Below are 25,902 nucleotides of genomic sequence, written 5' to 3'. Positions count from 1 at the left end.
TCGTGAAAATCATCATGCGGCAGCGAGGGAAGGTCAATTGCTTCGGGTCGAAACCGCGGGGATATGCCGTTCTTCGGGGTGTCCAGATTTGCGTCCGGTGGGGGCTGTTCGTCATACCTCTGCGATCCCTGAGATCCCTGCGATCGGACGGCGAAGCGGGCAATCTGAACGGGTTGGAGAAGCTGAACTGCTCCTATTCCGGCTACGCCAACGGGCTGATCGGCTTCGTGACAGGGGGGCGTGCGAACGCAACCCTGCTGGCGTCCCATCTCATGCCCCGCGGTGGGCCGAGCCGTATCGGCTGGGGAAGGCCTTCATTGGTAGCCGTGTCCCCGGACATTCTGGCTAAGTCCTGACCCTGGAACGCCCCGCAACCAGACGGAGATCTTGCCGACTTTGTCCGGTCATCTTTCCTCTTCATCTCGAACGGCTTGAAGCTCATTCAAGACAGAGATACGGCGATGAATCTGGGCTCCATTTTTCGAGCAGCTCAAAGATATTAAACGATCCGATAATTGAAGGCATACAATTTTCGGACCGCAGACCAAAGGTGAGGAGGTCCGCGCTGGCCGGTCTCATGATGCCACTGGCCGCCGTGAGAGTTCCCCAATCGCCGGCAGATGACCGACAACCTGATCCGAACCCACTTTAGACATGTTTGTCCTACTGACCAGCACATTGTTCGCTCTCAGGCAGCGAATGAAGCGAGACGCCAATCACGGTTTGTGCAGGTGAGCAAACCTCAGCTTTGAGAGGAGTTCCCCCAAGTGGGCGAACTCTGTGGCATTGAGTTCGCGGAATATGCGCCTCTGCGTCCCCACTGCGATGTCGATCGCTTGAACCAAACGCTCGCTGCCGAGCGGCGTCAGGGAAATGACGCGGAGCCTCTGATCTCGCTCAGTACTCCCGATGCGCGTCAAGCCTGCTTTCTCGAGGCTCCGAAGCGCCCGAGAGATCGCAGCCTTCTCGACAGCGAGAAGATCCGCGATGCCGGACGGCGTGGCGCAGCCGTCGAGCCCGATCGCGGCCAACACCTTGAACTCCAGCCGGTTCAGTAAAACACGCCTCAGTTGCATATCCAGTTGACGCTCGTAGACGCGGCTCATGGACGAAAGCAGATGCCCGACGGACTGTTCGAGGCTGTAGCGGTCTCGATCGGCCAGTGGTGTATGTACTTCCCCACCTACGTCGCCTTGCGGCGAACGCGCTCTGGTAGAGCAAGCGGGCCATTTGTGGACGTTTGATTCTGTCATGTCTCTTCTGCTGCTTGCGGCTTACAGAATGAACGGGCGAACGGCCCACAAAAACTCGTGTTTTTGGTTGGCTGTGTTAACTAACACAATCAACAGTAATTTTATTGATTAGTCCAAGCGTTTGCGGAACAATTTTATTGCTTGGGGGCATTGGTCGAAGAATGGGGTGACCAGATGCCAAAATCTATTGGAGGGTGCGCCAACCGCGCGCATCCGAGAGCTGAAGCTGCTGGTACGGAGGAAGCAAAACGACGTCGGCGTGCGGCAGCTGCGAGGGAATATGCCGCGGCATCCGAGCGCTACCTGTGCCGTGGCGCAATTCGACGGATGACAAGCCCATTCGCGGCGAAGACGGACGGGGCTGTTACGGCGGAATTCGTGATCATCCTGCCGGTCTTCATCATGCTATTCGTGATGATGGTCGCAATCAGTGTAATTCTCGCGACGGCCAGCGAGGTGCAGCAGGTCTCCTTCGATCTGACGCGCGGAAGCCTGCGCTACTACGAACCTGGCATCGACCCCGCGACACTCTGCTCGGACGTGAAGACGAGGCTCGCACCAAGCGTGATGCAGTCGGGCATCTTCCTCGAGGAAAGCCAGTTTACTAACCTTCGCTGCGCAATGGATCCAAGCGCGGACAAGGTGACGGTCAGCGTGACCTACAAGATGCCCGACAATCCGGCCATGTGGCTTGCGGGAATGGTTGGCATCGACGTCAGTTCCCTGACCCGAAGCTCGACGATGTGGATGTAGGGATGCGAGTTCTGCGTGTGCTGGCCGGTTTCATCCGAGCCGAAGATGGGGTTTTCTCGACTTCGGCGCTGATCCTGATGCCGATCCTCCTCTTCGCCGCTGCGGTCGCGATCGACATGACCAGCCTGGAGGCGGAGAAGCGCTATGTTCAGGCTCAGGCCGACATGGCGGCGATGACGGCGATCCGGAACTTCTCGTCCGCGGAAACCATGCGGGACATGGCAAGAGAAACGATCGCGGCCAATACGCGGTATCCGACACTGCCCACGCCAGATTCGCAGATCCAGATCGGCGCGCTCACCAACGGTGTGTTCACTGCGGCAGCTGATCAGGGTTCTGTCGCGGGTCAGAATGCTGTGCGGGTGGTGGTGCGCGCCCACGGGCTGCTCTATCTCCTGAATCTCTTCGTCCCCCACGCCAACATTGTGCTCACGAGATCCGCCGTCGCGATCCAGGACCCGCGTGTCAGCTTCGCCCTGTCAAATTGCCTGCTGGAGGCAAACCTGCTGAGGCCGATCCTTGAGCCGTTGATCGGGGCCCAGGTTCACGTCCTCTGCTCCGGCCGCGGTATCGACACAGCGATCTCGGGGCAGGGCTTTCTCGACGCGCTGTCGACCCAGGCAAGCCTGCTTACGCCCAGCGGGTCGGACACGACGTATGGCGATATCCTGGACGCCGAGCTTCCGGTGGCCTCGGTGTTGAACGCGGCGCTCGGGGTGCCGGTGTCAGGCGGCGGCCAAACGATCAGGCTCGGCGACGTGATCTATATGTCGCCCGACTTGCGCAAGGTCCGGGTCGGCCAACCGCTGCCCCCCATGTCGTTGAATGTCTCCGACATTGTGCTGGCGAGCGCGGAGCTTCTCGGCAAGCGGGTGGCCGATGTCGACACCACGCTGACCCTGCCCTCTGTCGGAGAAGTCCAGGCGAAGGTGACGATTGGCGATCCGCGGCAGATCGTGCTTGGCGCCGTGCCCGGCGATCCGGCGGCGGTGGCGCGGACAAGCCAGATCCGGCTGGACCTGCCGAAGGTGAAGATAAACCACCTGTTCGAACTCTCGCTCTCCGTCCATCTCGCCAATGCGTCGGCGCGGCTTACCGACCGCGCTGATGCCTGCTCGTGGCACCAGGACGACGTCGTGGCCGATTTCGATCCGGTGCGGGCGAGCCTGGCAGATGTCCGGATCGGCGCAAGAGTGCTCGGCGTCCCCCTGAACAGTTCCGGAGTCGGCCAGATCACGGACGCGGTGGCGCCGCCGACACAGCAAGAGATCACGTTCACCCGCTACCAGGCTGAAAACGACCCCGTGCGGACTCTGGGACCGACGATCGGGCCCGATATCCCGGGGCTCACCTCACGGGTTCTCGGTTCCGTTGCAACGATCCTTTCCAGCGCCCAAGGCGGCCAGGGAAGCTCAACCGGTTCCCGATGCGCCAATTCGCTCGGCTGCCTGTTCTCGAGCTCCCTTGATGCCAGTTCGCACACGCTGGACCCGGTCCTGAATGATCTTTCGGCGGCGATCCCGAAAATTCGCGCCGGAACCGGCGTGGAGGGGACGGCGATCAAAGCGCTGATTAATGACGTGCTCGGCCTCGGGGTCGCTCAGGCCAAGCTCGACCTGCTTTACGCGGGTTGCCCGGAGCCGCAGCGACTGGCGGAGTAGACGGGCGCGGCCGGTCGGGCTTTGTCAGGCTGTTCTTTCTGGCGGAGACAATGTGGTCCCGTGTGTTAAGGCGACCGGTTCACAGGTCATCGTCTTCCACTGGCTGAAGGCGTCAGCCTGGGAGTGACGAAAGCAGGCAGCGGTAAGATGGTGCCCGTTGCTTGGTCGTCGTGCCGGCGCGGCCGTTGCCTTCATCGCCCTGTCGACGCATGCCCATCGCTGCCGTATCAAGGAACGATGATCGAGAGATACTTCTCCGTCGACATGCCCTTCTGGCGATTTTCGCTGAATGCGCTGGCCGTCAGTTGCGGAGGCCTTGTTCCGCTTTTGTTGATCTACGTGGCTCTCAGGCCCGGCTTTGGCCCGATGCTCATGGACAACGGGCTCGCGTTACGCCTGTTTCTGCGGCAGGTCGTGACCAACGGTCTGCTCGTGGTCTTTACCGTCAATTATCTCGGCTTCTTCCTTTACGCGGTCGTGGCGGCGCGGAATTTTCCCGACGGGGCGCTGGCGCGCCTCCTTCTCATCGATCCGCCGCTGAGAGTCGCCGTGTTCATCGTCCTGCACGGCTTGATCTATTTCCTGTCGGCGGACTGGTTCGGGTCCTTTGGCGGGGACCACTGGCTGGCGCTTCGGGTGGTCGGGCCGACGCTGGCGGCCTCGGCGCGATTCTCGAACCTCTCTGGCGTTTATTTCTATGCGACACTTGGCAGCGCGATACCGGTCTATGCGACCGCCATCCACCGGGTTCTGGTCCGGCACTCCGCGCGGCGCGCCACGGTCGGGCCGCTGGCGTCGGTTCTGCGCGGGCGGCCGGCGGCTGTCGTCCTGGCGTTTGGGCTGTTCGCGGTCTCTGCCCTGCTTCTGACCGGCAGTGCCGCGACGATCGTCATCCTTCAGGCGTAAAGTCCGGTCGTATGAAAGCGTCCGCCCATCTCCGGCGAACGCGCGCCCGCCTGCCGCAAAAGGAAAAATGACACCCGTCAATGCATGCGCCGCCATCGGGCGACAGGCTCGTCGTGAAGCGGGCCTCGTGATGAAGGCAGGCCGGCATTTTGCGGGGATCAGATCGGGCCTTGAGCGTTGACTTGAGGACCGGAGCGGGGCGCGCGATGACTTGGGCAACGATCCGCAAGGGGGCAGCGGAAAAAGCCGCCGCCAACCTGTCAGAGGCGGTCCGAAGGGACTTCACCTGGGACAGCGCGCGGCAGATGCTGGACGGACTGCCCGGCGGCGGGCTGAACATTGCCTACGAAGCCCTGGACCGACATGTCGCCGCGGGCCATGGGAGCGAGACGGCAATCCTGTGGTTCGGCAAGGACGGCAGCCGCCAGGGCTTCAGCTACGCCGATCTGTCCGGCCAGACCGCCCGTTTTGCCAATGTCATCGTCTCACATGGCCTCGCGCCCGGCGACCGACTGTTCGCCCTGTCCGACAGGGTGCCCGCGCTTTACATTGCCGCGCTTGGGACACTGAAGGCAGGACTCGTCTTCACGCCGCTGTTCTCGGCCTTTGGTCCGGACCCGATCCGGATGCGGATGGAAATTGGCGAGGCGGCGGCGCTGGTCACGGATGCCGGCACCTACCGCCGCAAGATCGCCGCATGGCGCGGCGAGATCCCGTCGCTGAAGCTGGTACTGATCATCGGGGACGAGGCGCCCGAAGGCTGTGTGGCGCTGGGGCCCGCTATGGCGGCGGCTTCCGACAGGTTCGAGGTTGTGGCGACGCAGCCCGAGGATCCCGCGCTGATCCATTTCACGTCGGGCACCACAGGCCGGCCGAAGGGTGCGGTGCACGTGCACGGCGCCGTCGTCATGCATGCCGAAACCGGGCGCTACGCGCTCGAATTGAGCCCCGGCACCCGCTACTGGTGCACTGCAGATCCGGGCTGGGTCACCGGCACGTCCTATGGGATCATCGCGCCGCTGGTGAACCGGGTGACGATGATCGTCGACGAGGCGGATTTCGAGCTGGAGCGCTGGTATTCCATGCTCCAGCGCGAAAAGGTCGAGGTCTGGTACACCGCGCCCACGGCCATCCGCATGATAATGCGGGCGGGCAGGGAAGCGGCAGAGCCCTACGACTTCTCGTCCTTGCACTTCATGGCATCGGTCGGAGAGCCGCTGAACCCGGAGGCGGTGGTCTGGAGCAACGAGGTCTTCGGGCGGCCGTTCCACGACAACTGGTGGCAGACCGAAACTGGCGGCATCATGATCGCCAATACCCGCGCGATGGATGTCCGCCCGGGCTCCATGGGCCGCCCGCTGCCGGGCGTGGAGGCGGCGATCGTTCAGCGCCAGGGCGATGGCGTCCGTGACTGTCGCGACGGTGAGATCGGCGAGCTGGCGCTGCGCCCCGGCTGGCCCTCGATGATGCGGGCCTATCTGCACGAGGACGCGCGTTACAAGAAGTGCTTCGTGGGCGGCTGGTACCTGACGGGCGACCTCGCGATGCGCGACGGCGACGGATATTTCTGGTTCGTCGGCCGGGCCGACGACCTGATCAAGTCCTCTGGCCACCTGATCGGCCCGTTCGAGGTGGAGAGCGCCCTGCTCGAACATCCGGCGGTGGCCGAGGCGGCCGCGATCGGCATTCCGGAAGAGACGGCGGGCGAGATCGTCAAGGCCTATGTCGCGCTGAAGCCGGGCCACGAGCCTTCCGATGAGCTGGAGCGCGAAATCCGCGGGCTCGCGCGCAGGAAGCTGGGGCCCGCCGTCGCCCCGCGCGAGGTGGTGTTCCGCAAGACCCTGCCCAAGACCCGCTCCGGCAAGATCATGCGCCGGCTTCTGAAGGCGCGCGAACTGGGCCTGCCGGAGGGGGACATTTCCACGCTGGAGAGCGATGAATCATGACCACGCAAAGCAGTCTGAAGCCGCATCTGACGCACGATCATGTGCGCGAGCTGCTTGCCGCGATGATCCGTATCCGCCACTTCGAGGACAAGTGCGCCGAACTCTATACCCAGGAGAAGATCCGCGGCTTCCTGCATCTCTATGACGGCGAAGAGGCAGTGGCGGTCGGCGTGATCCCCGTGCTCGGGTCCGAGGATCGCATCGTCGCGACCTACCGCGAGCATGGCCATGCGCTGGCCCGCGGTGTGCCGATGGACCGGGTGATGGCCGAGATGTACGGCAAGGCGACCGGCTCCTCCGGCGGGCGCGGCGGCTCGATGCATATTTTCGACGCGGCGCACAACTTTTACGGCGGTAATGCCATTGTCGGCGGCGGCCTGCCGCTGGCGGTGGGCCTCGGGCTGGCGGATCGGATGCGCGGGCTTCCGCATGTGACGGCCTGCTTCTTCGGAGAAGGCGCCGTGGCCGAAGGCGAGTTCCACGAGTCGATGAACCTCGCCGCGCTGTGGTCCTTGCCGGTGCTCTTTGTCTGCGAGAACAACGGCTATGCCATGGGATCGGCCTTGAAGCGGACCGAGTCCAACACCGACATCCATGCCAAGGTGACCAGCTACGGCATCGCATCCATGCAGGTTGACGGGATGGACGTTGTCGCGGTCGAGGCCGCGGCCCGCCGGGCGCTGGCCGCGATCCGGGAGACGGGCAAGCCGCAGTTCCTGGAATGCCTCACCTACCGGTTCCGGGCGCATTCGATGTTCGACGCGCAGCTTTACCGCGACAAGGCCGAGGTGGAGGCCTGGCGCGAGAAGGGCCCGATCAAGCGGTTTCAGGGCTGGCTCAGCCAGAACCATCTGATCCATGCCGATGAGGTGGCCGCGGTCGAGGCCGAGGTGGAAAGGGAGATCGCGGGCGCCGTGGACTTCGCCGAGAAGAGCGACTGGGAGCCGCTGGAGACGCTGAGCGCGCATGTAATGGCCACGGAGCGCCCGGTGCCGCCCGTCGTGCCGGCGCCTTCGGCCGAGACGGTCGAGATGACCTATCGCGAGGCCGTCAGGCAGGCGATCCGTGAGGCGATGCAGAAGGACGACCGTGTGTTCCTGATGGGCGAGGACGTCGGCGCCTATGGCGGCTGCTATGCCGTCTCCAAGGGGCTCATGGACGAATTCGGCCCCGAGCGCATCCGCGACACGCCGCTTTCGGAATCCGGCTTCACCGGCGCCGGAGTGGGGGCGGCGGCTGCGGGCATGCGGCCGATCGTGGAACTGATGACGGTGAACTTCAGCCTTCTGGCGCTCGACCAGATCATGAACACCGCCGCCACGATCCGCCACATGTCGGGCGGCCAGTTCGGGGTGCCGCTGGTCATCCGCCTTGCGACCGGGGCGGGCAGGCAGCTTGCCGCCCAGCATTCGCATTCGCTGGAGGGGTGGTACGCCCACATCCCCGGCCTTCGCGTCCTGGCGCCGGCGACGCTCGGGGATGCGCGCGGCATGCTCTGGACGGCACTGCAGGAGCCGGACCCGGTGCTGATCTTCGAGAACGTCATGCTTTACAATCGCACGGGCAAGCTGCCCGAGAACGCGGGTCCCGTGGACATCGACAAGGCGGCAATCCGACGGCCCGGGCGCGACCTGAGCCTGATCACCTATGGCGGTTCGCTCTACAAGGCGCTGGAGGCGGCCGAGGCGCTGGCCGCCGACGGGATCGAGGCCGAGGTCATCGACCTGCGGTCGCTGCGCCCGCTCGATGACGCCACGATCATGGCCTCGCTTGCGCGCACGCGTCGCGCGGTGATCGTGGATGAGGGGTGGCGCTCTGGCTCGCTCTCTGCCGAGATCGCGGCACGGATCATGGAGCAGGCCTTCTGGCACCTCGACGCGCCGGTAGGGCGGGTCTGCTCGGCCGAGGTCCCGATCCCCTATCCCAAGCACCTTGAAGACGCCTCCCTGCCGCAGGTGCCCGGCATCGTCGCCGCCGCGAAATCCGTGTTGGGGAAGGCGTGAGATGTCCGTCTTCACCATGCCCTCGCTCGGCGCCGACATGGAGGCGGGCAAGCTGGTCGAATGGCTGGTCAAGCCCGGCGACCAAGTGAGGCACGGCGACGTCGTCGCTGTGGTCGAGACTCAGAAAGGCGCGATCGAGATCGAGGTGTTCGACGACGGCATCGTCGAGAGGCTCGATGCGGAACTGGGGCAGACCCTGCCTGTGGGGGCGGCTCTGGCCGAGATCCGGAGCATTGGCGAGGCCGCCGCTGCGGCCCCGGCGGCGCAACCCGCCGCGGAGGTTGTGGAGGCCCGGATGCCGGCGGCAGCTCCGACCCCGGTCCTGACCCCGGCGCCCACAGCCTCACCGCCGAAACAGCGCGTTGCGGCTGGCTTGGGGGCTTCTCCGGCCGCGCGCGCCCGGGCCGCCGAGCTGGGGATCGATCTTGCAGACATCAAGGGAAGCGGGCCGGGCGGGGCGATTGTGCTCGCCGATGTCACGGCCCCCGCGACTGAGCCGGCACCGACGTCAGCCGCACCCGATCGCGGTGCCTTTATTGCCGAGATGCGCCGGGCGATTGCGGCAGCGATGACACGTTCGAAGCGGGAAATTCCCCATTACTACGTCACCCACACCGTCGATCTGGGGGCGGCGATGGCCTGGCTCGACGCGGTCAATGCAGGCCGCCCACCCGAGGAGCGGCTGCTGATGGGGGCGCTCCTGATGAAGGCGGTGGCCCTGGCGGCCGCAAGCGAAGCCGCCTTCAACGGGCATTTCGGCCCGGAGGGCTTTCACCCCACTGAGCGGGTCCACCTTGGTCTTGCAGTGGCGCTCAGGGGCGGTGGGCTGGTTGCGCCGGCGATCCTAGATGCCGATCGCCTGAGCCTTGCCGCGCTGATGGGGGCGATGCGCGACCTGACAGCCCGGGTTCGCGCCGGACGGCTGCGGTCTTCCGAGATGAACATGGCCACGCTGACCTATTCCGGTCTGGGCGAAACTGGCGTTGAGTCCATGGCCGGCATCATCGTGCCGCCCCAGGTTGCGCTGGTGACGTCGGGCGCCCCGCAGCCGATGGCGCTCGTGCGCGACGGTGCGGTGGTGGCCCGGCCCGCAGTGACCTTCACGCTTGCCGCCGATCATCGCGTGAGTGACGGCAGGCTTGGCGCGCGCTTTCTGTCCGAGATCGATCAGAGGCTGCAGTCTCCGGAGGCCCTATGACACATGATGAAATCCGTCGCGCCTTTCTTGAGGAACTCACCCATGTGGCGCCGGACCTGGACGCGGCGACGATCGGCGGGGGCGATCACCTGCAGGACGATCTGGAGCTCGACTCCATGGATATTCTGAATCTCGTCATCGCGCTGAACGCCCGTTTCGGCGTGGCCATTCCCGAAGCCGATTACCGGCGCATCGCGACGCCCGATCTTGCCGTTGCCTATCTGGCGGAAAAGACGGCGAAGCCAGCGGGCACTGGGGGGTGAGTCCCATCGACGCCCGTCCCGGATGCGCTGCCGACAGCGTCCCGGGCTGCCTGTGCTGGCCATCCGGCTGTTCCCGCGATCGCCTGGTCAAGCCATTGGAGATCGCACATGCCGAATGCGTCGTTCGTTTCGGGCGCTGATGGCGGATCCGCGCTTGCTGCCGCGCTTGCCTATCTGGCGCGTGGCTGGGTGCCCGTGCCGATGTCGCCCCGCAGAAAGCGGCCGCTGCTGCCCTGGCGCGAGCTGCAAAAGCGCCGGCCGTCCGAGGCCGAGGTAAAGGGCTGGTACCGCCGCTGGCCGAGTGCCGGAGTGGCCGTTGTCACCGGCGGGCTCTCCGGCCTTGTGGTGCTTGATGTCGACCCGGCAAACGGCGGTGCGTCGTCGCTTGCCGCAGAGGAGGCGCGGCACGGCGCGCTGCGGCGGACCGTCGAGGTACGGACCGGCGGAGGCGGCCGGCACCTCTATTTTGCTCACCCGGGCGGGGACGTACGAAATCGTACCGGCTTCGCACCCGGGCTCGATCTGCGCGGCGACGGCGGCATCATTATCGCGCCACCCTCGATCCATCCAAGCGGGCGGCCCTATGCGTGGTGCGCTGGGCGGTCGCCCGGGGATCTCGACCTTGCGCCGCTGCCGGTCTGGCTTGATCCTCGCGATCCTGGAGACGGGGCCCATCGGGGACATTCGCCTGCCTATTGGCGCGAACTGGTGCGGGTCGGGGTCGAGGCTGGGCGACGCAACGGCACGATCGCCTCTTTTGCAGGCCACCTGCTCTGGCACGGCGTGGATCCGGACATTGTCCTGGAACTCCTGCTCGGCTGGAACCGGATGCGGTGCCGCCCGCCGCTTGGCGATGCAGAAGTGGCGGAGGTGGTGCGTTCGATCGGGCGCGCGCACAGGCGTGGCGAAGGGGGCGACAACGGTCAATCGGCCGGGTAGCCCGCGTGGCCGGCACGGGCATGGCCAGGGGCCATACGGAGCGCATCCACGGATCACCCGTCAGACATGGCGAGCAGCCGGCGGGCCTCTCCGAGATAGCCGCGCGTCCGCTCCGGCCACTGAGCGGCGCGGCGTGGTACAGGATCGTTCAGATGATCGATGCAGAGCCGCGCGCGGGTCAGGCAGCGGAACACGGCCAGGGCGCGCCCGAAGGCAGCCGGTGGCGGCGGCAGGCCCGAGGCGGCCAGGATGCCTGCGACCTGCGGACCGATCCCGGGCGCGCCGGCAAGACGGCATTCCAGGCCGAGGAAGCCCACTTCGTCGCCTATGTCGATCATGCGGAAATCCGGCGCGAACTCCAGCCGGTCGAAGATCACCGGCGGATCGGTCAGGCAGATGTGCTCCGGCCGGAGATCACCATGTCCATCCACGACCATTCGCTCCGCCTCGCGCGCGCTGATGTCCGGCACGACCGTTTCGACAAGCCGCAGGCCCTCGGCCGTGAGAGCGTCGAGGTCGGGGGCGGCGATATGGCCTTGCATGTCAAGCAGGATTGTCCGGTTCCTGGAGCTCTCCTGCCGAAGGTGGCGCAGGTAGACCCCTGGCCGGGCAGGCCCGGCCCGGCGCGCCGCGTAGAAGCCGGCGAGGCGCGCGGAGAGGGCGCGGATCGTGGCCGAAGCGGGCGTTTCGCCGCGAGAGAGCATGGCATCGAGCATGCGGTGCGCGGGGAGCCGCCGCATCAGGATCAGCCAGTCGACCGGCCTTCCATGTCCGTCGAGCTGCAGCGGACCGTCGAGGGTGAGCGGCACAAGGCCGAGGTAGACATCCGGGCCGGCCAGCTCGCGGTTCAGCCGCAGCTCTTCGCGACAGGTCGCCTCGCGGGCAGCGAGGGTCCGGAAATCGAGGTAGCCGAGGCGGACCGGTTTCTTCAGCTTGTAGGCGCGGTTGCCGGCGAGGAAGACATGCGCGGTGTGCGTCTCCGTCTCCACCTCGGGCCGCAGGACGCGGCGGAGAAAGCCAAGCTTCTCCGCCCATGACGGGCCGGCATCAAGAAGGGCCCGGTCGAGCGGATTGCGATCGTGCCCGTCCCGGCGCGTCTGTGGCGTCATGTCATAGGCGCGCGCAGCGATCCGCGCTTCGCAAGCAGGACCACGCCAGACCCTCCGCCGGTCACCTTCGGTGGCCGAGGATCCTCGACGGACGCTGCGGAATGATGGAGTTCGCCCGCAGGCAGGGTGTCGAGCCGCTGCATCCGGCGCACCGGGAATGGCCGCTTGCCGTGCGAAAGGGTGCGTCTGTTCGCCCACCGGCCAGATGGCTGCGGGGGACGCCCCAGCGCTGGGATGTGGAACATGGTCATGGCCGCCGACCAGTTGTCATGCGTTGCCCCGAGCCTGCGTCCCGGCGCCTGTGCCGGGCATTGATGGCCGTCATTGGCGCCGGTCGGACGAGGACTGATTCTCATCTCATGCGTTTCTTCGCTCTGAACAGCTCCGAGTCGCTCGGGCGGGCCGTGGCCCGGACCGGCGGCATTGCCCTCGACCCACATGAGGAGCGCGCCTTCGAGGCGGGCGAGCACAAGGGCCGGCCGCTTGTCAGTGTCCGTGGGGAGGACGTCTATGTGCTTTCGGCGTTGAATGGCGACGCAGTCCTCTCGGCCAATGACAAGCTCTGCCGGCTACTGTTCTTCATTGCCACCTGCCGCGAGCACGGGGCCCGGCGCGTGACCGCCATCGCGCCCTACCTCGCCTATTCGCGCAAGGACCGGCAGACCAAGCCGCATGACCCGGTGACGACGCGCTACGTGGCGCAGCTGTTCGAGGCGGTGGGGGCGGACTGCGTGGTGACGCTCGACGTCCATAACCTGCAGGCCTTTCAGAATGCGTTCCGGTGCCGCACGGTGCATCTGGACGGCCACACGCTCTTCACGCCGGAGATCGCGGCGCGGACCGGGGGGACGGCTCCGGTCATTCTTTCTCCCGATGGCGGCGGAGTGAAACGTGCGGCGCTTTTTCAGGAGGCGCTCGCGGAAGCAGGCATCCCGGCGGGATTTGGCTTCATGGAGAAGCGCCGCTCGGGCGGCGTGATTTCGGGTGACATTTTCGCCGCCGAGGTGGCGGGGCGGACCGTGTTCATCGTCGACGACATGATCGTCGGTGGCGACACGATGCTGCGCGCCGCGCGGGCCTGCCGCGAGCGGGGGGCCGCGAGCGTGCATCTTCTTGCCACGCATGCGCTTTTCACCGGAGCGGCCGTGCCGCGGCTTGCCGGGGCGGAGGTCGACAGCATCACCGTCAGCGACGGGGCCGGGGTCCCCGAGACGGCCCTGCAGGGCCTGGGCGGCCGGTTGAAAGTGGTCTCTGTCGCAGCACTGATCGCACGGACGATCGCACGCCTCGACGGGAACCATGCCGTTGGCACCCGTAATGATCCCGAGGAGGGGCCGGTGCCGACCTTTGATTGAGGAGGCTTGAGCGATGCAGAAAGATCTGGTGATCAGCTGGACCAACCTGGCCCCGGCGGAGGGGCTCGAGGCGCATATCCGCCAGCGCGCCGCGGCACTCGGCCGGTTTCATCCGAACATCATCGGCTGCCGGGTGACGATCGCGGCAGCAAGCCGGGGCCGGCGCTCCGCCGGCGGCATCGATGTGCGCATTCACCTGGAACTGCCGGGGCCGGATCTCGACGTGTTCCGTGAGGTGCGGCAGGGCCATGCCGAGCACGACTCCCTCATGGCCGTCAATGCCGCCTTCGATGCGCTGGAAGACCGGCTGAAGGCGACAAGCCGAAAGATGGCGGCCCAGGAGGTGAAGCATCATCCGCCGGTGCTGCACGGAGAGGTGGTCGAGATCGAGCCCGAGCTTGGATGGGGCTATCTGCGCGCCGACGACGGGCGCGAAGTCTACTTCCAGCGCGAGAGCCTTGACCCGGCGGAGTGGCCGCGCCTCGAGATCGGAAGCCGGCTGCGGTTCCGCGAGATGGAGGGGGACAAGGGACCCTTCGCCGTCGACCTGACACGGCAGTGACGCGGTCGGCGTCACGTCACCTGCAGGCGATCCTCGACCGAATGCACACCGGGCACTGCCCAGGCGGCCCGTTCCACCACTTCGCGTTCGGCAGGGCTGCGCACCCGGCCTTCCAGCACCACGCGTCCGCCAGCAACGCGAACGCGGATCGCCGCCGCCTCGATCTCGGCTTCGCGCTTGAGCGCCCTTTCGATGTTTTCGGAAATATCGCCCGGGCGCAGTCCGGAACTCACCTCGATCTCGTCGACGATCTCGGTTACCCCGGACATCCCGCGCACCGCATGCTTGACCGCCTCGTGCTGGTAGGCCCATTCGACCTTCCCGCGCAGGGTGACCTGTCCGCCTGAAACGCTGACCTGGATGCCCTCGTCCGGCACAGAGGTATGCCAGCGCAGTATGTTCGTGATCCTGTGGGCGATCTCGTCGTCGGCGAGAGAGTTCCATCCGGGCGGGCGGACCTCGATTTCCTGGGCGATGCCCCGCACACCCTTCACCCGGGTCACGGTTTCTTCCGCGGCGGTCTTCTCGCTGAGGGTTTCCACATGCCCCGATAGCGTGACGATGCTCTGCTCGACGGCCACGGCGATATGGGCGGCCCGAACGCTGGGCTCGGCCTCCAGCGCGTCCAGCACAGCTTGTCGCAGCTTGAGGTCGGTCACTTGCCTCTCCATCTTGGCGGCCCGTATCCCGGTCTGTACGGATCGAGGCTTCACCGCTGGTGGCGCGGGGGCATTGATGGCTGTCAATCCCGGCCCTGCGGGGCTGGGATCACGTCGCGGCATCCCACAGGGCGGCAATTCGGTGACTGGCCGTTCCGAAGGAATTGGCCGCGTTCGGCCCGGCCCTCAGAGCGCGAACGGATAGGTGTCCGGCAGCCCTTTTGCCTGCTCGGTATCCAGTGGCTCGACGGCATGGGTACGGTCGACCCAGACGTATTCATCGAACTGGTGGCGCAGGTCTGCGCCGAAGTAATGGCTCGCGAGCTCGCTCTCCGGCCGGTAGATCACGCCGACCGCGCGCTGCAGGCGGAACGCGGAAAGCTCCTCGGCAAGCTGCGAATTCAGCGCCTGCAGTGGGAGTATGAGGCCAGGGTATTGAGTGAGATGAAACTGCCTTTCGTGGCTTGCGCGGTGTGACGGGCGCAGTTTCTTCACTTCCATCGGGCCGCCCCATTGGCTCGCCGCCGCGACCTCGCCATGATCGGTGCCGAAACCGATGCGGTAGCTGTCCATACCGAAGCCGCGTGCACAGAGTTCGCCCAGGTTGTTTTCGCCCCGCCGCGACATCTCGGTCGCGCGTGCGTCGCCGACGTGCGAGTTGTGCGCCCAGACGATCGCCTTCGACGCGTCGCCATGGAAGGCCATCACATTCTGCAGCGTCTCGAACATGTGCCCATCGCGCAGGTTCCACGAAGCGCGCGACCCGAAATACATCACCCGGTAATATCGCTCGGCATTCACCGCCACATAGGCGTTCTGGGTCGCATCGAAGAGGCGTTCGCCGTCGCGGGCAACATAGGTCGCGCGATTGCGGTGCAGGTCCGCGAGCACTTTGACCACCTGATCGGCGCAGTCGCGGTAGGCGCCGGTAATGGCGGCATGGCCATAGGCCGCAGGGTCGGCCTCCCAGGGATGCAGGCAGCCGAAGCGGGCCCGTGCAATTTCAGCGAGGGCCGGATCGACCTCGGTCAGGTAGGTCACGACCGCTCGCGTGGAGGCAAAGAGGCTGTAGAGATCCAGCCCGTAGAACCCCGTCTGCCAGTTTGCCGGCCGCGAGGCGTTCCACTCCCGCAGCCAGGTGATGAAGCCGTGGGTCTCCTGGTTGCGCCACATCCAGGTCGGGAACCGGGCAAAGGCTTCCCATTCGGCAGGTGGCGCCGTGCGGTCGCGCACAAAATGGTCGATGCGCGCGGCGTCCGGCCAGTCGGCCTCTGCGGCGACGATGGCAAATCCCTTCTCCTCGATGAGCCGCCGCGTGAGCCGCGCCCTGAAGCGGTAGAATTCCGAGGTGCCATGCGTCGACTCGCCGATCAGGACGAGCCGCCGATCGCCGATCCGGTCGAGGAGAGGGGCCAGATCCGCGGTCTCCGGCGTCTCGAATGGTTCGGCGGCGGCCGCAATCAGGCCCGGAAGCGTGCTGGGCGCCGCGGGCGGGGCATAGATATCGGCACGACCGGCGTCAGGCTCCGGTCGCTCACCCTCCCAGCCGACCCGAGCAAGGCGCGGGACATAACGCAGATCAGCGAGGTCCTCCTGGTTGAACTGGCCCCGCGGAAGGCGCGTGACGCGGACAAGTTGCTGTCCACGCGGATCGGCCCCGACGGGCATAACCAGCCGCCCGCCGAGGGCCAGCTGGGCCTTCAGGACTTCCGGAACGTCAGGCGTGTCGCCAGAGACCAGAATGGCATCGAACGGCGCCATCTCCCGCCAAGCCTCTGCGCTGCTTGCATGGAGAATGCGCACGTTCTCGGAACCGGTATCGGCAAGCGCTTCCGCCGCGCGCTGGGCGGTGGGCCCGTGAGGCTCTATCGTCAGGACCTCTCGGGCAAGCCGGCCGAGCAGCGCGGCGATATAGCCAGCGCAGGCACCGACCTCCAGCACCCTTTCCTCCCCCGTGAGTGCCAGGGCCTCGAGCATCACCGCGATCACGGAGGGCTGGGCAAGCACCAGGCCCTCGGCGATCACGATAGGCCGGTCTTCATAAGCCTCTGCCTGCTGGTGAACCGGCAGAAAGCTGTGGCGGGGGACCAGCCGCATGGCAGAGAGCACCCGTTCATCGCGCACGCCCCGGGAATAGATCTGATGCGACACCATCTCGTGGCGAAGGCTTGTGAAGTCGCGCATCGGCCTGTTCTCCTCGTCGCCACGCCCTTGCTAGGCGTCCGCAGGTCCGGGGCATTGACGAAACGCAAGAAGTGGATGAGCGCAATGATCGCCGGTGGCGCGACTGGGGTGAGTGAGGGCGGCGCTTCTGTCCGGCTTCGGCCCAAGGTCGGAGGCCGCCCGCATCATTGCACCCAGGGTCCGCGAGCGCCGCCAGTGCCGCTGATGGAATGGACCCCGTGCACTGCGCAAGCCCAAGCAGAACTCTTCACACTTGATGTCGATCATGCGCCGGAGCGCGGAACCGGGTTAGGCTGGCTTCGGCTTCGCGGGAGAGCGCAAGGTCTATGGATCAGGCCGACGTCATCAGGTTTCTCTCTTCGCCGGCAGCTTTTGGCGGCCGCCCGGTCGAAGTGGTGGCAACGCATTGCGCCATGGTTTTTCTGGGCGGCGATGAGGCGCTGAAACTGAAGCGCGCAGTGCATTACGATTACGTCGATCAGAGCACGATCGAGCAGCGGCATCGGCTGTTGCAGCGGGAGCTGGACCTTAACAAGCCGTCCGTCCCCACACTCTACCGGGATCTGGTCCCCATCACGCGTGGCGAGGGGGGGCTGCGGCTGGGAGGGATCGGTCCCCCGGTCGACTGGGTTCTGCGGATGAGGCGGTTCCCCAAGGCCGATCAGCTCGATCAGGTAACGGCACGGGGCGAATTTACCGATAGGCTCGCGGCGGCGACCGGTGCGGCGATCGCCGCCTATCACGCCGGGGCACCCGTCATCCGCCGTTCCGGGGACAGGCTGATCGACGACATCCTTGCCGAACTCGACCGCGTGTTCGCCGGCTTGTCGGGCGCTGCGGACGCAGAGAAGGAGCAGGCCGCGCGATGGCTGGTGGCCGCGCAGACCGAACTTTCCCGTCGTCGTGCGTTTCTGGATGTCCGAGGGCAGGGCGGGCACGTCCGGCGCGGGCACGGCGACCTGCACCTCAGCAATATCGTTTTGCTCGACGGGCGCCCGGCGCTTTATGACGCTCTCGAATTTTCGGAAGAGCTCGGCACCTGCGACGTGCTCTACGATCTTGCGTTCCTTCTCATGGATCTTGGGCATTCCGGTGACTGGCGTGCGGCCTGCAGGGTGCTTGATGCCTGGCTGCGCAGCCTTCGGGGAAAAGAGGATTCGGGGCTGGCCGCGCTGCCGCTCTTTCTTTCCGTGCGGGCCGCGATCCGGGCGATGGTGCTGTTGCAGACCGACGCCGCGCAAGGACACGCCGGAGCTTCTTCCGAAGAGGCAGGGGCTCTCCTTGCCTTGGCAGGCAGGGCGCTGGAGCCGCCGCCCGCGCGGCTGATCGCGATTGGAGGCTATTCCGCAAGCGGAAAGAGCCTGCTTGCCTCAGGCCTTGCACCCAAGGTGGGCGCGCTTCCGGGCGCCGTCTGGCTATCCTCCGACCTGGAACGCAAGGCTGGTCACGCCGAGGAGGAGAGGCTGCCCGAGGCAGATTATGCACCGGCACGGCGCGCGGCTGTTTATCAACAGCTTTTCACGCGAGCGGGGGCTCTCTTGTCTGCCGGCCAGACGGTCCTGCTGGACGCGACCTTCCTCGATCCCGTCCTTCGTGCCGACGCAGAGGCCGTGGCCGAACGGGCCGGCGTGCCCTTCGCCGGCCTTTGGCTGGAAGCGCCTGCCGACGTGTTGCTGGCGCGAGCGGAGTTGCGGGCCCCGGGCGCGTCAGACGCGAATGCCAGTGTCGTTCGCCACCAATTGCATGAGCCCACAGGCACCATCGCCTGGCGCCGGATCGATGCCGCCGGATGTCCGCAGACCGTGCTTGGGCAGGCGAGGTCCGCGCTCGGCCTTGGCACGAATTGACGCCAGCCTTGCGTGCAGTCGGCGGATCATTGAGCAGACGGTTCGGGAGTGGGGCCGGACCCTGTCCCGCATCCGTGGGATGGCGGTGCCACGTCCGATCGATTCGCAGAAGACACGGGCGCGGGGGAGAGGCGTTGACACGGGCGCGGCGACGGGCATGCTGACGCGCCATCTCTCATCGTCGCTCTGGTCCCCAAGCTCATGCGTGAATTCATAAAATCCCTGTTCCAGCTGACACCCGTCACGGCAGACGCCTGGCGGTACTGGCGGGTTTATCCGAATAACATCGCCGCCTGCCGTGGGGTTTACAGGACCTGGCAGGAGGCGAAGGCGGGGGCGCAGACGGCCCACCGCATTCGGACGAAGACGGATATTCTGACCTTCAGCGCGCCAAAGGGCGTCCAGATCCATTCCCTGTCCGAACGGGATTACCCGATCCTGGTTCACATGCGCCCGATCCTCCGGCCCGGCGTCCGGATCCTGAACATCGGCGGGAGCCTGGCGAAGGAATACGGCAGCTACAGGGAGCTCATTCCGTTTCCGGCCGATTTCAACTGGCGGATTTGCGAGGTGCCAGCCGTCGTCGCCGCGGGTCAGGAGATGTTGCAGAACGGCAATTACCCGGGACTCAGCTTCACGTCAGAGATGAAGGGCGAGGCCGACATCTTCCTGATCTGCGGTGCGCTTCAGTACCTTGAGCCCTCGCTGCCCGCTCTGCTCTCGCAGCTCGATCTCCTGCCAGAGCATGTTTTCATCAGCCGCACGCCGATGCAGAGCGGGGCCGACACGTTCTACACGGTGCAGAATATCGGCAGCGATGCCGTCCCCTATCGTATCGAGAACGAGGATGCGTTCATTCGTTCGATGACGGCGATCGGGTACCGCCTCGTCGACGCCTGGCGGGATCGGCGGAAGATGCCGATCCCGTTCTTCCACGAAGGCGATGTGAACGGGTACCTTGGCTTCTATTTCCATCTGGACGACGCAGCCGGCGGACAAGCGCGATCCGCTTAGAACGACGTGGGCCCGGCCATGGCGATGTCCGCCAGGGTGGAGTCATTGAGATCGGCGATGAAGGCGGCCTCGGCTCGCGAGAGGCGTGCCTTCAGCCGGCATCGGCCGTCAATGATGCAGGCTCCGCCGCCGGGAGACAGGCACTCGACGAGCCCCTGTCCCTCTTCCAGCAGCCGGACCAGCTCTCCCAGCAGCAGCGCATCGGGGCGGCGGGCGAGCCGGACACCGCCGCCGCCGCCGCGGCGCGTGTCGACGATGCCGGCACGGGCGAGGTGCTGGACGATCTTCATCACGTGATTGCGCGACAGGCCGAAGCCATGGGCCAGCTCTGCCGTGGAGAGGGAGCGGTCGGGCGATGCGGCCAACCGCATCAGCAGGCGTAGCCCGTAGTCGGTGAACGATGTCAGGCGCATGGCGTCCCGGCCCCCTTATCCAATGGGTATTCTTGAATCTTATTAAGATGCGAATGTCCGGGGCGAAAGCGTGTTGTCACGGGAGGGTGCCAGAAGGCAGGAGATAAGTGTGGGGCGCAAGGTCGCATCTTCGCGGCATCAATAGGTATATGAAATGCTTATTAAAGGAACTATACCGGGCAGTGCCACATGTCGCCCCGAGGTTGGCTGGCCAGACTGCCCGGCCGGAGTAGACCTCCGCGCCGGTGGCCGGACGAAGAGGAGCCCGCCATGAGTGACGAAGATCGGGGCGACTACGCGTCGCCGCCCTGCGCCGCGAAAGAGATCGCACCGGACTATTTTGACCCGCTTTCGGTTGATCCGGCGCAGGCGCGCGATGTGGCCCGCTGGCGGCGGGCGGAACGGAACCGGCTCCTGGCGGCGCGGCGGTCGCAGGACGTTGCGGCGCTCAGGGCGGTGGGGCAGGCGCTCGCCTCGCATGTGGCGGGGCTGGTCGCCGCCCGCTTCCCGAGTCTGAACGGCCTGACCCTTTCGGGCTACTGGCCGATCCAGAGCGAGCCGGACCTGCGCCCGCTGCTCTCCGCCTGGCATGCGGCTGGTGCGGCGGTGGCCCTGCCAGTCGTCGAGACGCGCCACGCTCCGCTCGTCTTCCGGCGCTGGACGCCCGATACGCGGATGGTGCGCGGCGAATGGAACATCCCCGTGCCGCCGCCCGAGGCCGACCGCCTCCGCCCCCGGATCGCGCTGGCTCCGCTGGTCGGCTGGGATGGCGAGGGCTATCGTCTCGGCTACGGCGGGGGATATTTCGACCGGACGCTGGCCGCGATGCAGCCGCGGCCCTTCGTGATTGGCGTGGGCCTTCAGGGCGCGCGGCTGGCCAGCATCTACCCTCAACCGCATGACATCCGGCTTGACGCCATCGTGACGGAGGCGGGCGTGCAGGTGCTGAGAGAGAACGCATGACAACGGCAGAGCAGATACGCGCCTGGCGGGGGCCGGCGCTGTTCACCTACGGCTTCCGGCCCTTCTTCCTTGGCGGCGCAGCCTGGGCGGCGCTGGCGATGGCGCTGTGGATCGGGATGCTGAGCGGTTCGCTGGCACTGCCGACGGCCTTCGATCCGGTGTCATGGCACGCGCATGAATTCCTGTTCGGCTATCTTGGCGCGGTTCTCGCGGGATTCCTGACCACCGCGGTGCCCAACTGGACCGGGCGCCTGCTCATCGTCGGCCGCCCGCTTGCCGCGCTTTTCGCGCTTTGGGTCGCCGGGCGCGTGGCCGTGGCGATGTCGGCCGTGCTGACGCCAGCCCTGGCGGCAGGTGTCGACCTGGCCTTCCCGGTCGTCTTCGCGATGGCCATCGGGCGCGAGATCGTGGCCGGGCGGAACTGGCGGAACCTGGGCGTGCTTGCCCTGCTTTCGACCTTCATCCTGGCGAATGCGCTGTTCCATTGGGAGGCGGCACAGGGCGAATACGCGGCCGAGGGCTACGGGCTGCGGCTCGGGCTGGCGGCGGCGCTGATGATGGTGGCGCTGATCGGCGGGCGGATCGTGCCGTCCTTCACACGGAACTGGCTGGCAAGACGGGGCGAGGCGCGGCTGCCCGCCGCCCCGATGCAGCGCTACGACAGGCTGGCGCTTGGCGCGCTGCTTTGTGCGCTGGTGCTGTGGGTCGCCCTGCCGAAAGGGTGGCCGACCGCCGCGCTGCTGGCCCTTGCCGGGACATTGCACCTCGTCCGGCTCTGGCGTTGGCTGGGGGTGCTGACGCTCGCCGAGCCCCTGGTTTGGGTGCTGCATGCGGCCTATGCCTTCCTGCCGCTCGGTGCGCTGGCCGAAGCCGTCGGGGCGGTGGCGCCCGGTGTGATGGGCACCGGGGGACAGCATCTGTGGATGGCGGGTGCGGTCGGGCTGATGACGTTGGCGGTGATGACGCGGGCGACCCTCGGGCACACCGGGCAGGCGCTGACGGCGGGACCGGGAACGGTGGCCGTCTACCTTGCGCTGATCGTCGCGGTGCTGGCACGCCTGGCCGCAGGGGTGCTGCCAGGGGTCGCAATGCCTCTCTACCATCTTGCCGGGGCCGCCTGGATCGGCGCCTTCGCGGGCTATGCCATCCTTTACGGGCCGCTCCTGCTGCACGCGTCGCCGGGCAAACGCCGCTAAAGGGAGGTGTCGTCGATCAGAGGCGTCGGCCGCGCCAGCTTTCGCAGGGCCTCCGCGCTTCCGATCACGATCCGGGCCCCGTCGTTCGTCACGCCATGCGCTTCGAGGCTGCGCAGACCCCGGCTCAGATTCTCCGGCGTCATGCCGAGGTAAGCCGCGAGGCGGCGCTTTTCGATCGGGAGGTCGAACTCCTCCGCTCCGCCCGTCAGGGTTTGCAGGCGAAGCAGGTAATTCGCGAGCCGTTCCAGAGAGTTGCGCAGCTTCAGTTCCTTGGTGTGCTTCACCACGCCCCTGTAGCGTTCGGCCAGTTCGGTCACCACGGCACGGGCGAAGGCCGGATCGGCGGCGAAGACATTGCGCACGTCCTGCGACGGGATCAGGACGATCCGGGATCGCAGGACCGTCCGGGCCGACATCAGGTAGGGCGCGTCGCGGACCGTGGCCGCGACGATGAAGGCGGCTACCGGGCTGACCGTTTCCATCACCGTCTCCCGCCCGTTCCAGGCGGCAAACATTTCGACCATCCCCTCAACGACGATATGCAGGAAATCGCTCGGATCGCCTTCGCGGATCAGCTCGACCTGAGGGGGGAAGGTCTGCAGATAGGCGCCGCGCATCAGCGCCTCGAAATGCGCCTCCTCGATCTCCCGGAACAGCGGGAGCTCTCGAATCTCCGGAAAATCTCGCGATAGCACGTCGGCCCCCAAGCCCTTGATTGACAATTATCAAGCCGACCTCACGAGCTTGTCAACCCTCCGATAAACGGATGTTGTCCGGGGCTTGACCGATGCTTTTGCCGCGCATGATGTTTTTTGCTAAGCCATTTATTTTACATGGTTTTATTCCATTTCTGATCCAAATCAAGTCCGCCCCCGGCGTTCCCGGCGAGTGAGGTGCCAGCTGGCCCGGCCTCCCCGGGCGGCCCTTACGGAGGGACGGACATGCATAACGCTGGCCAGATTCCACGCGCGGATCAGAACCGCGCCCTGGGACTGAGCACGATCGCCTTCACCATCTGCTTCGCAGTGTGGACGATCTTTTCCATCATCGGCATCGAGATAAAGAAGGAGCTGTCGCTCGACGAGCTGCAGTTCGGCATCCTGGTGGCGACGCCGGTCCTGACGGGCTCGGTCTCGCGCATCTTCCTCGGCATCCTGACCGAGCGCTTCGGCGGCCGGATCATCTTCACGCTTCAGATGCTGCTGACGGCGGCGGCGACATGGGCGCTGACCTACGTCTCGACCTATCCGATGTTCCTGGTGGCCGCGCTGGGCGTGGGCCTCGCCGGCGGGTCGTTCATCGTCGGCATCGCCTATGTCAGCCGCTGGTTCTCCGCCGCCCGGCAGGGTACCGCGCTCGGCATCTTCGGGGCGGGCAACGTCGGCGCCGCCCTGACGACCTTCGCGGCGCCCTTCGTCATGGTGGCGATGGGCTGGCATGGCGTGGCGCATGTCTGGGCGGGCGTGCTGACGGCAATGGCCGTGGCGTTCTTCCTTTTTGCGAAGGACGATCCGGAGCACCTCGCGCGCCGCAGCACTGGCGCCCGCGGCCCGAGCCTGGCCGAACAGCTGGCGCCGCTCAAGAACCTGCAGGTTTGGCGCTTCTCGCTCTACTATTTCTTCGTTTTCGGTGGCTTCGTCGCGCTCGCGCTCTGGACGCCGCACTACCTTGTCGCCGTCTACCACGTCGACATCCGGACCGCCGGCCTCGGCGCCGCGCTCTTCGGTCTCTCGGCCTCGATCTTCCGCGCCTATGGCGGGCATCTGAGCGACCGGTTCGGCGCGCGGGCGGTGATGTACTGGAGCCTCGGCTTCGGCGCGCTCCTTCTGTTCATGCTGTCCTACCCGTCGACGGATTACGTGATCCACGGCGCGACCGGGCCGATCTCCTTCTCGACCCGGATCGACCTGGTGCCGTTCCTGCTGGTGCTGTTCGTGCTCGGCTTCTTCATGAGCCTGGGCAAGGCGGCGGTCTACAAGCACATCCCGGTCTACTATCCCGATCACGTGGGCGCGGTCGGCGGCCTCGTCGGGATGATCGGTGGGCTTGGTGGCTTCGTCCTGCCGATCCTCTTCGGCGCGGCGCTGGACCTGACCGGCATCTACACCTCCTGCTTCGCGATCATGTTCCTGATCGTAGGTACGGCGCTCGTCTGGATGCACTTCTCGATCCGCGCGATGGAGCGTAAGGCGCACGGGACGGAGCTCTCGGCCCTGCCGGAGCTGCCGGAGATGCAACCGATCCATACCGCCGAGACGGCCGAGGCGATGGGCCACGGGGCGCTGGCCGACTGGCAGCCCGAGGATCCGGTCTTCTGGCAGGCGAAGGGCCGACGGATCGCCCGGCGCAACCTCTGGGTCTCGATCCCGGCGCTGCTTCTGGCCTTCTGCGTCTGGATGGTCTGGTCGGTCGTCGTCGCCAAGCTGCCGGCCATCGGTTTCGACTTCACGCCGGGGCAGCTGTTCTGGCTGGCGGCGCTGCCGGGGCTTTCGGGCGCGACGCTGAGGATCTTCTACAGCTTCATGGTTCCGATCTTCGGCGGCAGGTTGTGGACGACCCTCTCCACCGCTTCGCTGCTGCTGCCGGCTATCGGCATCGGCTACGCGGTGCAGAACCCGGCGACGCCCTACGTCATCTTCCTGGTCCTCGCGCTGCTCTGCGGCTTCGGTGGCGGCAACTTCGCCTCGTCGATGGCCAACATCGCGTTCTTCTTCCCGAAGGCGGAGAAGGGCAACGCGCTGGCGCTCAACGCGGGCCTCGGCAACCTCGGCGTCTCGGTGATGCAGTTCCTCGTCCCGATCGTCATCACTGCCGGCGTCTTCGGCACGATGGGCGGCGCACCGCAGACGCTGACAAAGGGCGGCGAACTGTTCATGCAGAACGCGGGCTTCATCTGGGTGCCGTTCATCCTGATCTCGACCGTCGCGGCCTGGCTGGGGATGGACGACATCGCGGATGCGAAGGCGAGCTTTGCCGAGCAGGCGATCATCTTCTCGCGCCGCGACAACTGGATCATGTCGATCCTCTACACCGGCACCTTCGGCAGCTTCATCGGCTACTCGGCGGGCTTCCCGCTGCTGACGAAGCTGATGTTCCCCGACGTGAACGCGCTGCAGTTCGTCTTCCTCGGCCCGCTCGTCGGCGCGCTGAGCCGCGCGGGCACCGGCTGGATCTCCGACCGGTTCGGCGGCGGGCGGGTCACCTTCTGGACCTTCCTCGGGATGATCGCGGCCACCGCCTCGGTGATCTTCTTCCTTGGCATCCGGACGCAGCCCGGCGCCTTCTGGGGCTTCTTCAGCTCCTTCATGGCGCTGTTCTTCCTGACCGGGGTGGGCAACGCCTCCACCTTCCAGATGATCCCGATCATCATGGGGCGCGAGATCCCGAAGCTGATGCCGAACCTCACCGGCGCCGCCCGCCAGCGGCAGGTGGAACGCGAAAGCGCGGCCATCATCGCCTTCACCAGCGCGATCGCGGCCTATGGGGCGTTCTTCATCCCGAAGGCCTACGGATCGTCGCTGGCCATGACCGGCTCGCCGGTGGGCGCGCTCTGGGCCTTCCTCGGCTTCTACGTGCTCTGCCTGGTGCTGACCTGGGCCTTCTACACGCGGCGCGGCGGGCTGCTGCACGACATCGAGCGCGGGCGCGGCCTCGCGACCCCGGCACAATGAGAAAGGA

The 25,902-nt window shown here is 66.3% G+C and carries 21 protein-coding genes and 1 pseudogene; 16 read left to right on the top strand and 6 right to left on the bottom strand.

Annotation, left to right across the window (positions count from 1 at the left end):
• A pseudogene (locus EIP85_RS22995) lies at positions 1 to 356 on the top strand (hypothetical protein); the annotation flags it as partial.
• Positions 357 to 716: 360 nt separating this feature from the next.
• Here the strand turns inward: EIP85_RS22995 and EIP85_RS05580 are convergent.
• On the bottom strand, positions 717 to 1,253 hold the full coding sequence (locus EIP85_RS05580) for a MarR family winged helix-turn-helix transcriptional regulator (RefSeq protein WP_127901168.1): 537 nt from the start codon (positions 1,251 to 1,253) through the stop codon (positions 717 to 719).
• Positions 1,254 to 1,580: 327 nt separating this feature from the next.
• Here EIP85_RS05580 and EIP85_RS05575 point away from each other — a divergent pair, with 327 nt between their 5' ends.
• From EIP85_RS05575 to EIP85_RS05540, 8 genes are all read left to right on the top strand, one after another.
• On the top strand, positions 1,581 to 2,006 hold the full coding sequence (locus tag EIP85_RS05575; protein ID WP_164871646.1) for a TadE family protein: 426 nt from the start codon (positions 1,581 to 1,583) through the stop codon (positions 2,004 to 2,006).
• 2 nt (positions 2,007 to 2,008) lie between these two features.
• The gene (locus tag EIP85_RS05570; RefSeq protein ID WP_127901166.1) at positions 2,009 to 3,667 is read left to right on the top strand and encodes a Tad domain-containing protein; all 1,659 of its coding nucleotides are present in this window, start codon (positions 2,009 to 2,011) and stop codon (positions 3,665 to 3,667) included.
• A gap of 147 nt (positions 3,668 to 3,814) precedes the next feature.
• Positions 3,815 to 4,573, top strand: a complete 759-nt coding sequence (locus EIP85_RS05565) for a hypothetical protein (protein ID WP_127901165.1) — start codon at positions 3,815 to 3,817, stop codon at positions 4,571 to 4,573.
• 206 nt (positions 4,574 to 4,779) lie between these two features.
• Positions 4,780 to 6,519 (top strand): acetate--CoA ligase, encoded by a 1,740-nt coding sequence (gene acsA / locus EIP85_RS05560; protein ID WP_127901164.1) that lies wholly within the window; start codon positions 4,780 to 4,782, stop codon positions 6,517 to 6,519.
• The gene (gene pdhA / locus EIP85_RS05555; RefSeq protein WP_127901163.1) at positions 6,516 to 8,522 is read left to right on the top strand and encodes a pyruvate dehydrogenase (acetyl-transferring) E1 component subunit alpha; all 2,007 of its coding nucleotides are present in this window, start codon (positions 6,516 to 6,518) and stop codon (positions 8,520 to 8,522) included. Before acsA ends, pdhA begins: the two co-directional genes overlap by 4 nt.
• 1 nt (position 8,523) lies before the next feature.
• Positions 8,524 to 9,720 carry a dihydrolipoamide acetyltransferase family protein gene (locus EIP85_RS05550; RefSeq protein ID WP_127901162.1) on the top strand — a complete coding sequence of 399 codons (1,197 nt, stop codon included), beginning with the start codon at positions 8,524 to 8,526 and terminating at the stop codon, positions 9,718 to 9,720.
• Positions 9,717 to 9,983 (top strand): acyl carrier protein, encoded by a 267-nt coding sequence (locus EIP85_RS05545; RefSeq protein WP_127901161.1) that lies wholly within the window; start codon positions 9,717 to 9,719, stop codon positions 9,981 to 9,983. The genes EIP85_RS05550 and EIP85_RS05545 overlap by 4 nt, the downstream gene beginning before the upstream one ends.
• A gap of 108 nt (positions 9,984 to 10,091) precedes the next feature.
• Positions 10,092 to 10,922 carry a bifunctional DNA primase/polymerase gene (locus EIP85_RS05540; RefSeq protein WP_127901160.1) on the top strand — a complete coding sequence of 277 codons (831 nt, stop codon included), beginning with the start codon at positions 10,092 to 10,094 and terminating at the stop codon, positions 10,920 to 10,922.
• A 53-nt stretch (positions 10,923 to 10,975) separates the two neighbouring features.
• Here EIP85_RS05540 and EIP85_RS05535 read toward each other — a convergent pair whose 3' ends face one another.
• The gene (locus tag EIP85_RS05535) at positions 10,976 to 12,031 is read right to left on the bottom strand and encodes a hypothetical protein (RefSeq protein WP_127901159.1); all 1,056 of its coding nucleotides are present in this window, start codon (positions 12,029 to 12,031) and stop codon (positions 10,976 to 10,978) included.
• Between the two features lie 359 nt (positions 12,032 to 12,390).
• Here EIP85_RS05535 and EIP85_RS05530 point away from each other — a divergent pair, with 359 nt between their 5' ends.
• The gene (locus EIP85_RS05530; protein WP_127901158.1) at positions 12,391 to 13,386 is read left to right on the top strand and encodes a ribose-phosphate diphosphokinase; all 996 of its coding nucleotides are present in this window, start codon (positions 12,391 to 12,393) and stop codon (positions 13,384 to 13,386) included.
• A gap of 13 nt (positions 13,387 to 13,399) precedes the next feature.
• Entirely contained in the window at positions 13,400 to 13,948 is a 549-nt protein-coding gene (locus EIP85_RS05525) for an HPF/RaiA family ribosome-associated protein (RefSeq protein WP_127901157.1), read from the top strand.
• An 11-nt stretch (positions 13,949 to 13,959) separates the two neighbouring features.
• Here EIP85_RS05525 and EIP85_RS05520 read toward each other — a convergent pair whose 3' ends face one another.
• Positions 13,960 to 14,607, bottom strand: coding sequence for a BON domain-containing protein (locus EIP85_RS05520; RefSeq protein ID WP_127901156.1), 648 nt, complete (start codon positions 14,605 to 14,607; stop codon positions 13,960 to 13,962).
• A gap of 186 nt (positions 14,608 to 14,793) precedes the next feature.
• On the bottom strand, positions 14,794 to 16,791 hold the full coding sequence (locus EIP85_RS05515) for an erythromycin esterase family protein (protein ID WP_127901155.1): 1,998 nt from the start codon (positions 16,789 to 16,791) through the stop codon (positions 14,794 to 14,796).
• Between the two features lie 326 nt (positions 16,792 to 17,117).
• On the opposite strand from EIP85_RS05515, the gene EIP85_RS05510 reads away from it, so the two are divergent.
• Positions 17,118 to 18,638: a bifunctional aminoglycoside phosphotransferase/ATP-binding protein gene (locus EIP85_RS05510; RefSeq protein ID WP_127901154.1), complete on the top strand. Its 1,521-nt coding sequence runs from the start codon at positions 17,118 to 17,120 to the stop codon at positions 18,636 to 18,638.
• A 201-nt stretch (positions 18,639 to 18,839) separates the two neighbouring features.
• On the top strand, positions 18,840 to 19,652 hold the full coding sequence (locus tag EIP85_RS05505) for a methyltransferase, TIGR04325 family (RefSeq protein ID WP_127901153.1): 813 nt from the start codon (positions 18,840 to 18,842) through the stop codon (positions 19,650 to 19,652).
• On the opposite strand, the gene EIP85_RS05500 is transcribed toward EIP85_RS05505, so the two are convergent.
• Positions 19,649 to 20,065 (bottom strand): Rrf2 family transcriptional regulator, encoded by a 417-nt coding sequence (locus EIP85_RS05500; protein ID WP_127901152.1) that lies wholly within the window; start codon positions 20,063 to 20,065, stop codon positions 19,649 to 19,651. The two genes, EIP85_RS05505 and EIP85_RS05500, sit on opposite strands and share 4 nt — an antisense overlap.
• A 270-nt stretch (positions 20,066 to 20,335) precedes the next feature.
• Here EIP85_RS05500 and EIP85_RS05495 point away from each other — a divergent pair, with 270 nt between their 5' ends.
• Positions 20,336 to 21,028: a 5-formyltetrahydrofolate cyclo-ligase gene (locus EIP85_RS05495; protein WP_127901151.1), complete on the top strand. Its 693-nt coding sequence runs from the start codon at positions 20,336 to 20,338 to the stop codon at positions 21,026 to 21,028.
• Positions 21,025 to 22,224, top strand: a complete 1,200-nt coding sequence (locus EIP85_RS05490) for an NnrS family protein (RefSeq protein WP_127901150.1) — start codon at positions 21,025 to 21,027, stop codon at positions 22,222 to 22,224. The genes EIP85_RS05495 and EIP85_RS05490 overlap by 4 nt, the downstream gene beginning before the upstream one ends.
• Here EIP85_RS05490 and EIP85_RS05485 read toward each other — a convergent pair.
• Positions 22,221 to 22,919, bottom strand: a complete 699-nt coding sequence (locus EIP85_RS05485) for a helix-turn-helix domain-containing protein (RefSeq protein ID WP_127901149.1) — start codon at positions 22,917 to 22,919, stop codon at positions 22,221 to 22,223. The two genes, EIP85_RS05490 and EIP85_RS05485, sit on opposite strands and share 4 nt — an antisense overlap.
• Before the next feature lie 246 nt (positions 22,920 to 23,165).
• Here EIP85_RS05485 and EIP85_RS05480 point away from each other — a divergent pair, with 246 nt between their 5' ends.
• On the top strand, positions 23,166 to 25,895 hold the full coding sequence (locus tag EIP85_RS05480) for a nitrate/nitrite transporter (RefSeq protein WP_127901148.1): 2,730 nt from the start codon (positions 23,166 to 23,168) through the stop codon (positions 25,893 to 25,895).
• Positions 25,896 to 25,902: the final 7 nt, after the last annotated feature.

Origin of the sequence: Solirhodobacter olei (assembly GCF_004010155.1) — a bacterium.
GTDB classification, from domain to species: Bacteria; Pseudomonadota; Alphaproteobacteria; order Rhodobacterales; family Rhodobacteraceae; genus Solirhodobacter; species Solirhodobacter olei.
Note: the sequence above shows the minus strand (reverse complement) of the source record. Positions and strands in the feature narration are given on the sequence as shown.